Annotated in this window: 12 protein-coding genes; 7 read left to right on the forward strand and 5 right to left on the reverse strand. The window is 74.1% G+C overall.

Annotated features, from left to right (window positions below; translation table 11 throughout):
• Position 1: 1 nt before the first annotated feature.
• The gene (gene eccD / locus ABZ272_RS01915; RefSeq protein ID WP_355047995.1) at positions 2 to 1,396 is read right to left on the reverse strand and encodes a type VII secretion integral membrane protein EccD; all 1,395 of its coding nucleotides are present in this window, start codon (positions 1,394 to 1,396) and stop codon (positions 2 to 4) included.
• A 153-nt stretch (positions 1,397 to 1,549) separates the two neighbouring features.
• Between eccD and eccCa the strand changes: the two genes are divergently transcribed.
• Positions 1,550 to 5,488 (forward strand): type VII secretion protein EccCa, encoded by a 3,939-nt coding sequence (gene eccCa / locus ABZ272_RS01920; RefSeq protein WP_355047996.1) that lies wholly within the window; start codon positions 1,550 to 1,552, stop codon positions 5,486 to 5,488.
• 34 nt (positions 5,489 to 5,522) lie between these two features.
• Here the strand turns inward: eccCa and mycP are convergent, their stop codons facing one another.
• Complete coding sequence (mycP, locus tag ABZ272_RS01925; RefSeq protein ID WP_355047997.1) at positions 5,523 to 6,746, reverse strand: type VII secretion-associated serine protease mycosin; 1,224 nt, start codon at positions 6,744 to 6,746, stop codon at positions 5,523 to 5,525.
• A 22-nt stretch (positions 6,747 to 6,768) separates the two neighbouring features.
• Positions 6,769 to 9,318, reverse strand: coding sequence for a hypothetical protein (locus ABZ272_RS01930; RefSeq protein WP_355047998.1), 2,550 nt, complete (start codon positions 9,316 to 9,318; stop codon positions 6,769 to 6,771).
• A gap of 182 nt (positions 9,319 to 9,500) precedes the next feature.
• Between ABZ272_RS01930 and ABZ272_RS01935 the strand changes: the two genes are divergently transcribed.
• Positions 9,501 to 10,817, forward strand: coding sequence for a hypothetical protein (locus tag ABZ272_RS01935; RefSeq protein WP_355047999.1), 1,317 nt, complete (start codon positions 9,501 to 9,503; stop codon positions 10,815 to 10,817).
• Between the two features lie 72 nt (positions 10,818 to 10,889).
• On the opposite strand, the gene ABZ272_RS01940 is transcribed toward ABZ272_RS01935, so the two are convergent.
• Together ABZ272_RS01940 and ABZ272_RS01945 are read right to left on the reverse strand one after the other, a co-directional pair.
• Positions 10,890 to 11,492, reverse strand: coding sequence for an STAS domain-containing protein (locus ABZ272_RS01940; protein WP_355048000.1), 603 nt, complete (start codon positions 11,490 to 11,492; stop codon positions 10,890 to 10,892).
• Positions 11,489 to 11,869: an STAS domain-containing protein gene (locus ABZ272_RS01945; RefSeq protein ID WP_355048001.1), complete on the reverse strand. Its 381-nt coding sequence runs from the start codon at positions 11,867 to 11,869 to the stop codon at positions 11,489 to 11,491. Before ABZ272_RS01945 ends, ABZ272_RS01940 begins: the two co-directional genes overlap by 4 nt.
• 150 nt (positions 11,870 to 12,019) lie before the next feature.
• On the opposite strand from ABZ272_RS01945, the gene ABZ272_RS01950 reads away from it, so the two are divergent.
• From ABZ272_RS01950 to ABZ272_RS01970, 5 genes are all read left to right on the forward strand, one after another.
• A complete protein-coding gene (locus ABZ272_RS01950) occupies positions 12,020 to 12,709 on the forward strand; it encodes a response regulator transcription factor (RefSeq protein ID WP_355048002.1) in 690 nt (229 codons plus the stop codon).
• Positions 12,706 to 14,061 (forward strand): HAMP domain-containing sensor histidine kinase, encoded by a 1,356-nt coding sequence (locus ABZ272_RS01955; protein ID WP_355048003.1) that lies wholly within the window; start codon positions 12,706 to 12,708, stop codon positions 14,059 to 14,061. Before ABZ272_RS01950 ends, ABZ272_RS01955 begins: the two co-directional genes overlap by 4 nt.
• Entirely contained in the window at positions 14,058 to 14,627 is a 570-nt protein-coding gene (locus ABZ272_RS01960; RefSeq protein WP_355048004.1) for a GerMN domain-containing protein, read from the forward strand. Before ABZ272_RS01955 ends, ABZ272_RS01960 begins: the two co-directional genes overlap by 4 nt.
• 103 nt (positions 14,628 to 14,730) lie before the next feature.
• Positions 14,731 to 15,114 (forward strand): hypothetical protein, encoded by a 384-nt coding sequence (locus ABZ272_RS01965; RefSeq protein WP_355048247.1) that lies wholly within the window; start codon positions 14,731 to 14,733, stop codon positions 15,112 to 15,114.
• A 49-nt stretch (positions 15,115 to 15,163) separates the two neighbouring features.
• A complete protein-coding gene (locus ABZ272_RS01970) occupies positions 15,164 to 15,310 on the forward strand; it encodes a hypothetical protein (RefSeq protein ID WP_355048005.1) in 147 nt (48 codons plus the stop codon).
• The last annotated feature ends 42 nt before the right edge of the window (positions 15,311 to 15,352 follow it).

Here is a 15,352-nt window from a genome sequence, read left to right on the forward strand (position 1 = left end):
GTCAGCCCGCCCAGGCCCGGATGGCGGCGTACACGCCGAGCACGGCGCCGAGCACCGGCAGGACGGCGAGCGCGACGACGAGCTCCAGGATGTCGGCGGCCCGCGCCCAGTACGGCCGCAGCCGCCGCCCCGGCAGGGCGGTGCTCGCGGCGAGGAAGGCCAGTCCGGCCGCGGCGAGCACGGGCAGCGCCGCGACGCGCAGGTAGAACGGCTGCTCGCCAGCGAAGCCGAGCAGCACCAGGACGACGAGGACGGTCGCCGGGACCACCACCGTCCACCGCTGGACGGCGGTGCTCAGGTGTCGGGCGCGCAGCAGGAGCAGGGCGGCCGTGATCAGGGCCAGCGTGCGGGGCCACGGGCCGCCGGGCAGCGCGAGGAACACGGCCAGCGCGAGTTGCGCCACGCCGACACCGACCAACAGCGCGGACTGGTGGCCGACCACCGCGTTGCCGCGCTCCACCACCAGCGTGTACGGGACCGGGTCGATGTCGTCGGAGAGCTGCTCCGGCCGGCGCGGCATCATCGGCAGCGTCAACCCGCCGAGGCGGAACGCCAGCAGTGGCAGCACCATCATCACCGCCAGCGTGGTGACCAGGGCGGTGCCGGCGGTCCGTTGGGTGTCGAACCCACCGGCGGCGGCGACCACCGCCGGCGCACCGGTCAGCAGCAGGGCGGTGATCGCGCCGGTGAACAGCACCGCGCCGTCCGCGACGGCGGCGAAGCCGGCACAGACCGCCGCCAGCGCGCAGAGACACACGGCGGCGACGGTGAGCGTCCACGCGGCGTCCGGCGCGGCCCACCGGGCCACCGCCCAGCCGGCCTCGGCGGCGTACGCGGCGGCGCAGCCGGCCAGGAGTGTGCCGGCCACCGGGTCGGCGGCGGCCCGGCTCACCAGGCCCGCCGCGCCGACCAGCACGATCGCCGCCACCGCCGCGATGATTCCCTGGTACGCCGAGGGCCCGCCCAGCGCCAGCACCGGTAGCCCGATCAGGACGGCGAGACCGCCGTACGACAGCAGCAGTGCCCGCAGCCGGGCCGGCGTCCACGTGCCACGGTGCTGCCCGACCTGCTCGGCGAGCCCGTCGACGAGGTCGTCGTAGCCGATCGGGGGTAGTGCGGCGGCACGGGGCAGCAGGTGGACCGTGTCGCCGTCGAGCAGGTCGAGGGCGGCCGGGGTCCGCTCCTCGTCCAGCGGCGGACCGCCGATCCGTTGCAGGACCCAACCGTCGTGGCTGGCGCCGTGGTCGCCGGCCTGCGGGTCGAGTTCGGCAAGGACGACGGGCAGCACGTCGACCAGCGGCGTATCGACCGGCATCGCCAGATCCACGACATGTTCTTTCCGGACAAAACGTAGCCTTACCGGCGCTACCGTGCGATGCTGAATCAGCTCATCCATCGTTCGGACCCGGTTCCCTCCTGCCGCTGCCACGCCGACCAGATCTCGCCAGATCAGGGCCGTCACGCTAGCGGCGACAGCGGTACGCAGCCGTCGCCGTCGCACGGCCGGTCGCAGGTAGGGGGAAAACCTCCACGAACGACAGGAGTGCACGTGGGCACCGTTCCCTTCGTCCGCCGTCCGCGCGTCGCCGGCCCGGTCGCGCCACCCGGGGAGATCGAGCTCCAGCCGCCACCGCCCGTGCCGGAGCCGGCAGCGGGCGGCATGGGACAGATCTGGCTCTACATCCCGATGGGCCTCGCGTCGATGGCGATGATGCTCGTCTTCGTACGCCGGGACGCGGGCGTGCTCGCGTACATCGGCATGGGTCTGATGGCCGTGTCGGTGCTGGCCGGCGTCGTGGTGCCGTTCTTCCGGGCGGCCAGCGAGCACAAGGAACGCATGCACGGGGACCGGCGCGACTACCAGCGCTACCTCACCCAGATCCGCCGCAGCGCCCGTACCAGTCTGGTCGACCAGTACCACGCCGCACGCTGGCTGCACCCTGATCCACGGGCGCTCTGGTCCCACGCGTTGAGCCGGCGGCTGTGGGAGCGCCGCACCGCGCACGAGGACTTCGGCGAGGTCCGGGTCGGCATCGGAGCGCGTCGGTCGACGACCACCCTGACCGCGCCGCAGAGCAAACCCGTCGAGGAGCTGGAACCGATGGCCGCGCACGCGCTGCGCCGGTTCATCCGTGCCTACTCCACCCTGCGCGAGGCGCCGGTCGCGGTCTACCTCCGGGGGTTCGCCCGCCTCCAGCTCACCGGCGACGCGGCCGCCGTCCATGGCCTCACCCGCGCGATGCTCGCCCAACTCGCCGTCGCGCACGCGCCCGGTGACCTGCTCATCGCCTGTCTCGCCGCGCCCGGCCGCGAGCGGGAATGGGACTGGCTGAAGTGGCTGCCGCACGCGCAGAACGACGAGGACCCCGACGGCGCCGGCGCGGGCCGCCTGGTGGTCGCCGACCTGCCGGCGCTCGACGCGCTGCTCGCCGGGCTCGGGGTCGCCGACCGTCCGGCCTTCGAGCCGGACACCCCGATCACGGCCTCCGAACCGTTCGTCGTGGTCGTGCTCGACGGAGCGGCGATCCAGGGCGAGCACCGGCTCGCCGTCGAGGGCTACCGCAACGCGGTCGTCGTGGACACCGCCGGGGCGCTCGACTGGCAGTCCCGCCCGCAGACCCTGTTCGCCGAGGTGACCGCCGACGACCTGCACCTCGTCACGTTCGACCACCTCGGCAAGCCGTCGCGCAGCCGGCTGTGCCGGCCCGACACCATCGGCCTGCCGTCCGTCGACGCCCTCGCCCGCCGGATCTCCCGCCTGCGCATCGGCCAGGCCGTCGACACCGAGGAACCACTGGCCACCGACTACGACCTGGCCGGCCTGCTCGGCATCGCCGACCTGCGCACCTTCGACCCGGACGCCTACCGGGCCAACCGTCCGGCCGCGCAACGGCTGCGCGTGCCGATCGGCATCTCCACCACGGGTGCCCCGATCGAGTTGGACCTCAAGGAGTCCGCCGAGAACGGCATGGGCCCGCACGGGGTCCTCATCGGCGCCACCGGCTCGGGCAAGAGCGAACTGCTGCGCACGCTCGTGCTCGCCCTCGCCACCCGACACACGTCGGCCGAACTCAACCTCGTCCTCGTCGACTTCAAGGGCGGCGCGGCCTTCCTCGGCTTCGACCGGCTGCCCCACACCGCCGCGGTGATCACCAACCTGGCCGACGAACTCGAACTGGTCGACCGGATGCGCGACGCGCTCACCGGTGAGCTGGTCCGCCGGCAGGAGCACCTGCGGGCCACCGGCAACTACGCCTCCCGGCGGGACTACGAGCGGGCGCGTGTGGAGGGCGCGCCGCTGGAACCGATGCCGGCCCTGCTGATCGTGGTCGACGAGTTCAGCGAGCTGCTGACCGGCAAGCCGCAGTTCATCGAGGTCTTCGCGATGATCGGCCGGCTCGGGCGCTCCCTCGGCGTGCACCTGCTGCTGGCCAGCCAACGGCTCGACGAGGGGCGCATCCACCAGATCGAGTCACACCTGTCGTACCGGATCGGTCTGCGGACCTTCTCCGCCATGGAGAGTCGCAGCGTGCTCGGCGTCCCCGACGCGTACGAGCTGCCCAACGTCCCGGGCAACGGGTTCCTGCGCTCGGACATGACCCTGACCCGGTTCAAGGCCGCCTACTCGTCCGGCCCGTACCGGCGCAACGGGCGTACCCAGCGGGGTGCGGCGCGGACCAGTGTGGTCACCTTCGGCGTGGGGCACGTCGAGCCGGTCGCGGCGCCGCCGCAGAGCCCCGAGGACTCCGACGGCGAGAAGCCGCCCATGCTCGCCGAGGTGCTGCTGCAACGCCTGCAGGGGCGCGGACCCGCCGCGCACCAGGTGTGGTTGCCGCCGTTGCGGGAGCCGGCCAGCCTGGACCGACTGCTGCCACCGCTCACGGACGACCCGGAACGTGGCCTGTGTCCCATCGGCGGCTACCAGCCCCTCACCGTGCCGGTCGGACTGCTCGACCTGCCCGCGCAGCAACGCCGCGAACTCCTCCTCGCCGACCTGTCCGGCGGACGCGGCAACATCGGTGTGGTGGGCGGGCCGCAGAGCGGCAAGAGCACCCTGCTGCGGACGCTGATCTGCGCGCTCGCGCTCACCCACGGTCCGCAGGACGTGCAGGTCTACTGCCTCGACTTCGGCGGTGGCAGCCTCGCGTCCCTCGGCGGCCTGCCGCACGTCGGATCGGTGGCGAACCGGCTGGACCGCGACCGGGTCACCCGCACCGTCCTGGAGCTGTCCAACCTGCTGGTCCTGCGGGAGAACCTGTTCAGCAGCTACAACATCGACTCGATGGCGAGCTACCGCCGGATCCGCGCCACCGGTTCGTTGCGCGACCAGGACCCGTACGGCGACGTGTTCCTCGTCATCGACGGCTGGTTCTCCGTCCGTCAGGACTTCGAGGAGTTGGAACCCCGCCTCACCGACATCGCCGCCCGCGGTCTGGGCTTCGGCGTCCACCTCGTCGTCGCCGCCCGGCGCTGGGCGGAGATGCGGCCCTGGCTGCGGGACGCCCTCGGCACCCGGTTCGAGCTGCGGCTCGGCGACCCGATCGACTCCGAGATCAACAGCAAGTTCGCCGCCACCGTACCGTCCATTCCCGGGCGCGGCATCGTGCCGGAGCGCCTGCACTTCCTCGGCGCGCTGCCCCGCGTGGACGGGGACAGCGGCACCGAGGACCTGGCCGACGCGGTCGCCGACCTGGTCGACGCGGTGGCCGCCGGATCGCTGCCGCGCGCGCCGGAGGTCCGCCTCCTGCCGGGCAGACTGCCCGACACCGCGCTGCCCGCGCCCACCGCCGCCCGCCCGAGCGCGGACGTGCAGGTCGCCCTGGGGCTCGACGACGTCAAACTGGAACCGCTGTGGCACGACTTCGACGCCAGCCCGCACCTGTTGATCTTCGGCGACGCCGAGACCGGCAAGACCACGCTGCTGCGCCATCTGGCCCGCTCGATCGCCGCGCACCACCCCGCCGACGAGGCGCGGATCATCTTCGGCGACTTCGGCCGCGAGCTGTACGACGCCGTGCCGCAGGAACACCAGATCGGCTACTCGGTCAGCGCGGGCTCGCTCGCCTCGGCCCTGCAAGAGGCGGTCGGCCTGCTCAAGGAGCGGGTGCCCGGCCCGGACATCATCCCGAGCCGGCTGCCGTCCCGGGACTGGTGGACGGGTGGCCGGATCTTCATCCTGGTGGACGACTACGAGCTGGCCGAGGCCGAGAAGCCCCTGCAACACCTGCTGCCCCTGCTCCCGCACGGCGCGGACATCGGCCTGCACCTGGTCGTGGCCCGGCGGACCGCCGGCGCGTCCCGGGCCATGATGGACCAGGTCGTCCGGCGGGCCTGGGAGCTGGGCACCTCGGCCATGCTGTTCTCCTGCCCGCGCGAGGAGGGCGCCTTCCTCGGCACGGTGCGGCCCCGCGTGCTACCCGTCGGCCGGGCCCAGTACATCGACCGCCGCCGCAACGTACGTCTCGTGCAGGCGCCGGTCATCGAGTGAGCCGCAGGCGTCCGGGTCGCCCCGTCGAGCGGGGTCACCGCACCGGCGGGGCGACCTCGGGGTCCGGCTCGGACACCTCGGCCGTACGCGCCGGACGCCAGCGGCGGCGGTGACCGGCGGGCCCGAGGACAGCCAGCACCGCGCCGCCGGCGGCGACCAGCAGCACCAGGGCCACACCGGTCGCCAGGAGCGGTCCGACCTGCGCGGGGCCGGTCAGGTCCGGCGCCGCCGCCCGTCGTGCCCCGACCACGGTCGCGCCCGCCGTACCCTCCTCGGGCAGCATCGTCGCCAGCGCGGCCATCGGGTTGACCACGCCCCAGCCGAACTGCGCGTCCGGCAACGCGGCGGCGGGCAGATCCGCGGTCGCCTGGAGGCGGTGCCGGATCTGCGCCGCGCTGAGCCCGGGACGATAGGCGCGTACCAACGCGGCGGTCCCGGCCACGAACGGCGCGGCGTAGCTGGTCCCGCTGCCCTGCCAGTGGCCGGCGCCCCGTGGACCGATGCTGACGACGTCCTCGCCGGGCGCGATCAGCGCCACTCCCGCGCTCGGCGACGCCGAGTCCGACCGCCGTCCGCTGCTGTCCATCGCTCCGACGGCGAGGACGCCGGGTAGCGCCGCCGGGTAGGTGCGCACGCCCGTCCCGGCGTCCCGGTTGCCGACCGCCGCGACGACCACGACGTTGCGCTGCTCGGCGTAGCGGACGGCCGCCTCCATCGCCGGGTTGCGTACCGTGGTGCCGGCCGAGACGTTGACCACGTCCGCGCCCCGGTCCACGGCCGTGCGGATGCCGGTCGCGATCGCGTCCGGCGCGCCGGCGGGCTGGTCGGTGATCCGGATCGGCAGGATCCGTACTCCCGGCGCGAGGCCGGTGAACCCCGTGCCCGACGCCGGCGCGGCCGCGATGATGCCCGCCACGAACGTGCCGTGCCCCAGGCAGTCGGTATCGGCCCGCCGCCCGCCGGTCCGGGTCAGGTCGACACCCGGCAGTACGCGCCGGGCGAGCTGCGGGCTACGGGCGTCCACCCCGGAGTCGAGGACGGCGACGACGACTCCGGAGCCCTCGGTCAGCGTCCACGCCCGCTCGGGTGTCAGGTGCCGCTGCGGCCAGGGGATGTCCGGCATCGACCCGGCCGGCGCGGGCAGGCACTGCCCGGTCCGCAGCGGCGGGAGGACGGGCGCCGCCCACACCGGTCCGACGCCGAGCAGGGCGGTCGCGAGTCCCGCCGTCGCGGCGTAAGCGAGCCGTCTGAGACGCATTCGTTGTCACCTTCTGTCCTTCTCAGGAGACGTTCGCGGTCAGGGTCCGCTCGACGAAGCCCAGCGGTGGCCCGGCGAGGCGATCGGCGGTGCCCTCGTCCGTGACCATCCGGGGTGTGGCGGACCGCCGCCGGTCCAGCGCCCGTTGCAGCCGGCGCAGCGCTGCCCGGTCGTCGTCGTCGAGCCCGCGCCCGCTGCCGGTGTCGCCGGGAAGCAGCTCCCGCAGCAGCACGGCGGTGCCGGGCAGCGCACCCCGGTCGCCGCCCGGCTCGTCGTCGACCGCCAGGACCTTGAACCGGGTACCGGCCAGGAACACCGCCTCGTCCAGGTCGCCGTGCTCGCCGAGGAGCCCGATCTGCCGGGCGGTCCGCGACAACACCACGAAGTCGACGTCCGCGCCGTCGGCACACACGTCCATGGACGCGCTGACGCTGCGGAACGCCGGCTCGACGAGCGTCGTGCCCTCCGGGTAGAGCCGCCGGGCGGGTACGCCCAACCGCCCCTGGCCGACCACGGCCCGGCGGTAGGGCGGCAGTCGTCGCAGTCCGGAGACCAGGCAGGGCAGGAAGCCCGGGGTGTCGATGTCCTGTCCCGTCCGCAGCGCGGCGTTGACCGTGGCGGCCGAGGTGCGCAGGTACGCCCGGACCGCGACCAGGTCCGACTTCTCGGCGGGCGCGATCTCCTGGCGCAGCGCCGGCGAGGCGGCGAGCGCCGCGTTCACCAGGGTGATCGAGTCGTGGTAGGCGACGCCCAGGGCGGCGGCCAGCGCGGTCTGCTCCTCCGCGGTGCTGGGCCGGTCGACCACCGCCGTGCCGGACGCCGGGATCCAGCGCGGGACCTCCTCGACCGGGGGCGCCTCGGTGACGTCCGGGCCGGAGATGGTGCGCATGGCCGGGATCGGTCCGAGGCCGGCGACGCTCAGCGGCGGTACGGAGGTGCCGTGCGCAGGCCGCTCGGCGGGCGACGGCACCGGCGAGGGATCAGGCGGCGCCGACACCGGCGGCACCGGCGGGGCGATGACCTGCACCGGCGGAGCGAGAGCCGGCACGGGCGGAGCGAGAGCCGGCACGGGTGGAGCGACCTCCGGCACCGGCGGCACCGGCGGCACCGGCGGGGCGACATCTGGCACTGGCAGGACCGGCGGGGCGACATCCGGCACCGGTAGGACCGGCGGCGGGGCGGCGACCGGCGGCGAGGCGGGCGGAGCGACGGGAGGTACGGCGGCGGGCTTCGGTGCCGTCGCGGCGGGTGGCGGCGAGGACGGCGGCGCGGCCGACGCAACGGCCGTGGTCAGGGCGACCGGCGGCGGCGCGACCACGGTCCGCGCGACCGGTCCGGTGGTGGACGCCGGCACTTGCGCCGCCGCCGGGGCCACCGGTCGCAGCGGCAGGGGCAGCGTGAGCGTCGCCGAGTTCGCCCAGGCGGGGCGCGCGCGCCGCGCGGGCACCGCCGGTTCGGCCACTGGTTCGGGTGCCGGCTCGGCCGCCGGTTCGACCGTCGGTTCGGATGCCGGTTCGGATGCCGGTGTGGGACCGCCTGGTCCGTCCCACACCCGGCGTACCGCCTCCCGCAAGGCGGGGGACGTCTCGCGCGCCAGCACGAGGCGTCCCTCGACCGGGTCGACGAACGCCAGGTCCGTCGAGGCGTACCCGCCGTCGCGACGCAGCAGGACCCCCATCGGCACGACCTCGGCGAGCAGCCGCTCCACCGTCCGGTGCCGGTAGAGCCGGTCCCCGGTGCGGCGCCAACCCTCCATGATCGCCGGTGCCCCGTGTCGCATCGGTTCGGTGGGGGCCGGTTCGGGCGGCCGGGCATCGCCGAGCAGGGCGGCCAGCGTGTCCAGCCACGCCGGCTCGGGCACGACCTCCGAGGTGTCCAGCAGCGCCGCCTCCACCCGTACCGGAAAGTGTGCCGGCAGTCCGGCGAAGAGCAACGCCACGTCCGCGGCGTCGACCGCCGGCCGGCCGACGTGGCGCAGCACGAGCGTCGGTCCGCGGGGGTCGACCGGAACGCGGTACGCCGGATCCCCGGCGGCGGCCGGCGCGGAGGTGGCCGAGCGCAGCAGCAGGCCGGCCGGGACCGGGTCGGCGACCAGCCGCCCGAGGTTCATCGGCCGGTCGGGCAGGCAGGGCTCCCAGGCCGGGGTGGGGCACCGGTTGGCGCTGACCGGGCAGTCACCGCCGCCCGAGAACGAGCGCCAACCCCAGGCGCCGGTGCCGCCGGCGGCGTACCAGGTGCCGTTCGGCACGACGACGACCGGCCCGTCGGGCGCGAGCAGCTCCACCCCGGTGCGCGCCGCGAGGTCGGTCAACCAGGGGGCGTACGCCTCGTCGGGGCGGCCGACGCGATCCGCCGCCACCCACACACGCCGCACCCCGCCGATGTCCGCGGCCTCCTGCACGACGGTTCGCAGCAACGCGGCGCAGTCCGGCTCGCGCAGCGCCCGGTCCGACGGCACGACCAGCACGTCGGGTGGTGCCCCGGCGCGCAACAGCCGCCACAGTTCCAGCGGTTGATCCTCGACGTGCGAGAGGACGGCGGTCGCGCCGTGCCACTCGACGTGCAGGGGCACGTCCCGTCGGCGCCTTCTCCACCCGATCGCAGTCACGCCCTTGCAACGGGCCCGGCACCCCGCCCGGTTCACGCCGGGGGCGTCCGGGCAGAATCTTCGATGTCGATTGCCGTCGAAGTGAACGAGCGCGATCCCGTCCACGTTGCTAATACGTGGCTGCTACCGGGAGAGGGTGGAACACGGTGCGGGGCTTCGGGCTACGGAGGATCACCGGAACAGGCCGTGGACTGTTCGCGGGCGTGGCGGCGGTGATCGTGCTGGTGCTGGTGATCGGCCTGGGCTGGAGCTTCGCGTACGCGGGGAAGGACAGCCTCACCGGGCGCGCGCTCACCGGGGACCAGCTCACCGCGCTGTCCAGGGCGGGTCACGCCTGCCCGGCGGTGAGCTCCGCCCGCCTCGCCGGCCAGCTCATGGCGGAGTCCGAACTGGATCCGGCGGCGGCGCGTACGGAGTCGGGTGGACGCGGCATCGCCGGGCTCACCGACGAGCAGTGGCGTCGGTGGGCGCCGTGGTCCGGCGCGCAGCGCGAGGACACCGGCGCGGCCCTGCTCGCGTTGGCGCATCTGATGTGCAACCTCGTCGGCGAGCTTCGTACCAGCGGTGTCGACGGAGACGCGTGGCGGCTGGCGCTCGCCGCGTTCCGGTCCGGGCTCCCGGAGGTCCGCAAGGCGGGCCGGGTGCCCGGCAAGGCGAGCGACTACGTCGACCGGACGGGCAAGTACGCGGCCTACTACGAGACCCTGCCGCAGTTCGCGTCCGCTGGGTCGACCCAGTCCCTGGCCGCCGGGTCGGCGCCCGCAGCGGTGCCGTTGCCGGACGAGTTGGTCCCGGCCGTGGTCGCGGCGGGCAGCCGCTGCCCCGAGGTAAGCCCGCCGGCGGTCGCCGGGCAGTTGATGGCGCTGTCCAGCTTCAACGCGGAGCAGCGCGGGGCGTCCGGTGAGCTGGGGATCGCGGGCTTCTCCGAGGATCTGTGGCAGGACAACGCGCCCAAGGGCGCGTCCGTGTGGGATCCGCAGGTGGCCGTGCCGGTGATGGGTGACGTGCTGTGCCGTCTGGTCCGCGAGCTGTCCGCGCTTCCGGGAGATCCCTACCTGCTGGCCGTCGCGGCGTGGCACGCGGGTGTCGACACGGTGCGCCGGGCCGGCGGTGTCCCGGACGCGATGACGCGGTCACACCTGGCGACCGTCGCCGCGTACACCGACTACTACCGGCTCGACACCCGGCTGGCGCCGCCGTCCGCGCCGCTGCCGTCCCCGTCGCCGTCCTCGTCCTCCTCGCCGCCGTCCGTGTCGCCGTCGGTCCGGGCGCCGGCCCCGACGAAGTCCGCGCCGCCCGCCACCCGAGCCGCCCCGAGCCCGGCCCGGCCGGCGGCCACCACGGCGCAGGCGCCCGCGACCACGGCGGCCCCGCCGCCGGCCGTGACGACGGCGCCCACCCGCTACGGTCCGGGCGGCCCCGGCGGCGGGGGATACCCGTGTCGACGTCGCTGCCGGTGGTGACCGTCGCGTACGGCGGGTCCGTGTCGGCGAGGGTCGCGACAGCCGCCTGAGCTGCCGCCGCGGCCGTCGGCGTTACGTCTCGGCCGTGGGCGCGGCCACGGACAGCGCCGGCCGGGCCATCCGGGCCAGGGCGTCCTCGCGACTGTCGAAGATCGGGAAGACGCCGTCCAGGCGCATCGTGTGCAGGACGGTCCGGATGAACCGCGACGGCGCGGCGAGGCAGAGCGTCAATCCCCGCTCGCGGGCGTCGAGGTGGGCCCGCACCAGCAGGCCGAGGCCGGTGGAGTCGATGGCGCGTACGCGACTCAGGTCCACCAGCACGGGTGCGCCCGCCTCCGCCGCCTCCCGTAGCGCCGCACGCAGCGCGTCGCCCGTGGCGACGTCGATGTCACCGCTGGCGGTGACGATGGTGGCCTCGTCGAGGTGGTCGATGCCGAGGATCCCGCCGGGACCGTGGCCCTCGCTCGAGGCCTGCCGGGGGTTCGCGGGCGGGAGCAGGCTGCAGTGGGGGCAGCGGTGCGGGCCGGTGGCGAACGGCGAGCCGCTCCAGCCGTGCTCGGACACGAGCGTCCAGACGACCTCGGCGTCGGGCAGCACGCAGGCGGTGGCGGTGAGACTGTCGCCGCAGGTGTCACAGATGAGTGTCATCAGGTTGTCGTCCGGGACGACGGTCATGCCGCTGATCCCTTCTGTCCGCCGCGAGCGACGAGCGCCGGCTCGCCGTGCGACGCCGACGGCGGCTCGGTGACGATCGGCAGGACCTGGTCCAGACGGGCGTGGTGCAGGATGCGCTGGATACGCCGGTTGGGGTTGCGTACGACGAGGGTCCCGTCGGCGCGGGCCAGTCGTCGGTGGACGTCCAGCAGCAGGCCGATGGCGGCGGCGTCGAGGTAACCGCACTCCGACAGGTCGACGACGACCTGTCCGGGGCGCAGCGCCAGCAGCCGGTCGAACACGGCGACGCTCTCGGCCAGGCAGTTCAGGTCCAGTTGGGTGATGCTGACCTCCACCAGCGGCAACGCGTACGACGGAGGTTTGAGTGGTCCCGTCACTGTCGTACCCCTTTCTCGTGGCTCTCGTCGCCTGCCACCGTGCCGGTCCGGCGTGGCGGGCGTCGCGCGGATCTATGACAGTTGGGTGACAAATCCGCGGGCCGGCGGACGCGATTGGCCGTGTCGTCGTGGCCTGGGGATGATGCGGTTATGACGGCCGTACTGGTGATCGAGGACGACGACCGGATCCGACTGGCGCTGCTGCTCGCCCTCCAGGACGAGGGGTACGACGCGGTGGGCGCGGCCACCGCCGAGGAGGGGCTGCGCGCGCAGCGCCGTGATCCGGCGGACTACGTGCTCGTCGACCTGATGCTTCCCGGCCTCGACGGCTTCGAGTGCATCCGGCAGCTCCGTCGCGACGACGACGTGCCGATCGTGGTGGTCAGCGCCCGGGACGACACCCATGACATCGTCGCCGCCCTGGAGGCCGGCGCGGACGACTACCTGGTCAAGCCGGTCGCGATCAAGGAACTGACCGCGCGGCTGCGGGCGCTGCGTCGCCGTGCCCGCGCCGTGGTCGGGGGGCCGGCGGCGGAGCCGGTGCCCGTGTTGGCGTTCGGCGAGTTGGAGATCAGTCCCGACGCGGGCGAGGTGCGTCGTGGCGGCCGGCCGGTGGCGGTGACCCGTACCGAGTTCCGGTTGCTGTGCGAGTTGGCCGAGCACGCGGGCCGGGTGCTGTCACGTCAGCAGTTGCTGCAACGGGTCTGGGGCTACGACATCGGCGACGAGCGGCTCGTCGACGTGCACGTCGGCCGGTTGCGGCAGAAGATCGAGCCCGATCCGGCGACCCCTCGGCACCTGGTCACCCTGCGGGGTATGGGTTACAAGTTGCAGCGATGAGACGCCTCGGACTGCGTACCCGGGTCACCGCCGCGTTCGCCGTCGGCGCGCTCCTGCTCGCCGCCTCGATGGCCCTGGTCTCCTACGAGCTGACCCGCCGATCCCTGCTCGGGGAGCGGGAACGCACCGCCCTGCGCGCCGCGTACTTCGACGCGACGGTCGTGCGCGCCGGGATCGACACCGACACCCCCGATGTCGTGGAGGTGCTGCGGTCGCTGGACACCGGCGGCGGACGTCGCCCGGTGCTGCACCTCAACGGCGAGTGGTACGCCCGCACGGCCGACCCCGGCCCCACCACCGCCATCCCCCAGGACCTGCGCCGCGTCGTGGCGTCCGGGCAGCCGGCGGTGCAGCGGGTACGCGTGGACGGCCAGTCGGTTCTCGTGGTCGGCGTGCCCCTGTCCGCGACGGCGACGTACTTCGAGGTCAACTCCCTGCGCGAGTTGGAGCAGACGTTCCAGGTCCTGGCGCTCGCGCTGACCACCGTGGCCATCATGATCGCCGGGTCCGGCGCCGCGCTCGGGTGGCACGCCACCCGGCACGGGCTGCGCCCGTTGACGGCGGTCGCCGACGCGGCGGAGAAGATCGCGGCCGGCGACTTCACGGCCCGCCTGGACCCGGCCACCGACCCCGACCTGACCCGGTTGTCCTCCTCGTTCAACCAGATGGTCGACCGGCTCGCCCACCGCATCGAGCGCGACCGGCGCTTCGCCGCCGACGTCAGCCACGAGCTGCGGTCGCCGTTGCAGACCCTCGCTGCCGCGGCGAGCGTGCTGGCCCGTCGCCGGGAGCACCAGGACGAGCGGACGGCGATCGCGGCGGGACTGGTCGCCGACGAGATCGACCGCTTTCAGCGACTCGTCAACGACCTGATCGACCTGGCCCGCAGCGACCAGCCCGCGCACCGCGCGCCGGTGGACCCGGTGGCGTTGGCCCGCGCCGCCTGCGAGGCCCTGGACCTGCCGGCGTCGATCGTGCGGCTCGCGCCCGGGGTGCCCGCGACGTGGCGGGTCGAGCGTCGGCGCGTCGCGCAGATCCTGGCGAACCTGCTGGACAACGCCGTGACCTACGGGGGCGGTCCGACGTCCGTCCTGCTCGACCGCGACGGCGGCGCCGCCGTGATCGAGGTCGAGGACGACGGCCCGGGCGTACCGGTCGAGGACCGGGAGGCCATCTTCGACCGCTTCGTGCGTGGACGTGCCGCCCACACGCGTGGCGCGGGCGACGGCACCGGGCTCGGTCTCGCCCTGGTCGCCCAGCACGCGAGCGCGCACGGTGGGACCGTCACCGTCACCGACCACCCCGGCGGCGGCGCCCGGTTCCGCGTCACCCTGCCGGAGAGCCTGGCATGAGTCGCCAACGCCTGCTCGGTCTGGCCCTCGTCGCGCTGCTGGCCGGCTGCGGCATCCCCGCCGACGACGCGCCCCGCCCGGTGCCACCGCCGCGCGGACCGTTCCCGACCACCGCCGACACCCCATCCGCCGACACCGCGCCGGCCGGTCCGGCCACCGAGACCCTCTGCCTGGTACGCGACAACCGGATCGTTCCGGTGCTGCGGAGTGTCGACCGTCCACCCACCATCGAGGAGCACCTGCGGCACCTGTTCGCGGGCCCCACCACGGCCGAGCGCGACACCGACCTCACCAGCGCCCTGCCGGGGGCGGTCAACGCGGTCGGCGTGACGTTGAGCGCCAGCCAGGCCCGGGTCATGGTCGACGAACCTGGTGACGACGCCGGTCGCAGCGACGAGGTGCTCGCCTTCGGGCAGATCGTCTGCACGCTCACCAGCCGCCACGAGGTCAGCACCGTGCGGTTCCTGCGCGACGAACGGCCGCTGGGAGTGCCGCGGGCCGACGGGTTGCTGTCGGCGCAGCCGCTCAGCCGGGTCGACTACGCCCCCCTCATCGCTCCACAGTGAGCGCTCCCCGTCGAGGTCGATCGCCGAATGTCGTTTCAACCGGACAGTTCAGTGGGTATCTGCCCGCCGGCTGATCGTCCGATCGACGGAGACCCTCGTGATCATGGCTTTGCTGCTCGACCTCGCCAACATCGTCGGCGGCTTCCTGCTCGCCATCGCCGTGCTGCGGTTGCTGCCGCGCGTCGGTGACGACCTGGGCCGCCTCGCCGGTCGGGTGGCGCCGATCGCGTGGGTGGTCGGGCTCGTGGCGCTGGTGACCGGCGGCTACTACCTGATCGTCCACCTGGTGTCCGGCCCCCGGGTGTTCCACTTCGAGGTGGTCGGGATCGGTGTCGGCCTGGCCCTGTTGTGGGGCCGCCTGACCGGTCGTCCGGCGTCGGGCGTCGAGCAGTCGGACGGCGCGACCGGAGTCCGCCTGTTGCTCGCGATCTTCGGCCTGATCGCGATCGTCGTCGGCATCCAGGGGCTGTTCACCCCGGACGGCTGATCGTTTTATCCGCACCCTCTCGCACCCCCCTTTAATTGAGGAGACCTTCATGTCCGCCCAGGCATTTCTCTACATCATCGCCGTCATCCTGATCGTGCTCGCGGCCCTGCCCCTGCCCACCCGGGGCATCTCGTTCGCGCTGCTCGGCGCCGCCTGCGCGCTGCTCGCCTACGCCTGGCCGGTGATCACCAACTGATCCCGCGTTGTTGACAGCCGGTGGCCGGGAGCGCGAGGCGTT

The organism is Micromonospora sp. NPDC005979, from assembly GCF_040614415.1.
Classification (GTDB): Bacteria; Actinomycetota; Actinomycetes; order Mycobacteriales; family Micromonosporaceae; genus Micromonospora.

What these genes read in the sequence shown, in the direction of transcription:
- eccD (WP_355047995.1), bottom strand. Translation starts at nt 1,396, where the DNA reads ATGGATGAGCTGATTCAGCATCGCACGGTAGCGCCGGTAAGGCTACGT.
- mycP (WP_355047997.1), bottom strand. Translation starts at nt 6,746, where the DNA reads ATGCGTCTCAGACGGCTCGCTTACGCCGCGACGGCGGGACTCGCGACC.
- ABZ272_RS01940 (WP_355048000.1), bottom strand. Translation starts at nt 11,492, where the DNA reads ATGACCGTCGTCCCGGACGACAACCTGATGACACTCATCTGTGACACC.
- ABZ272_RS01950 (WP_355048002.1), top strand. Translation starts at nt 12,020, where the DNA reads ATGACGGCCGTACTGGTGATCGAGGACGACGACCGGATCCGACTGGCG.
- ABZ272_RS01955 (WP_355048003.1), top strand. Translation starts at nt 12,706, where the DNA reads ATGAGACGCCTCGGACTGCGTACCCGGGTCACCGCCGCGTTCGCCGTC.
- ABZ272_RS01960 (WP_355048004.1), top strand. Translation starts at nt 14,058, where the DNA reads ATGAGTCGCCAACGCCTGCTCGGTCTGGCCCTCGTCGCGCTGCTGGCC.
- ABZ272_RS01965 (WP_355048247.1), top strand. Translation starts at nt 14,731, where the DNA reads ATGGCTTTGCTGCTCGACCTCGCCAACATCGTCGGCGGCTTCCTGCTC.
- ABZ272_RS01970 (WP_355048005.1), top strand. Translation starts at nt 15,164, where the DNA reads ATGTCCGCCCAGGCATTTCTCTACATCATCGCCGTCATCCTGATCGTG.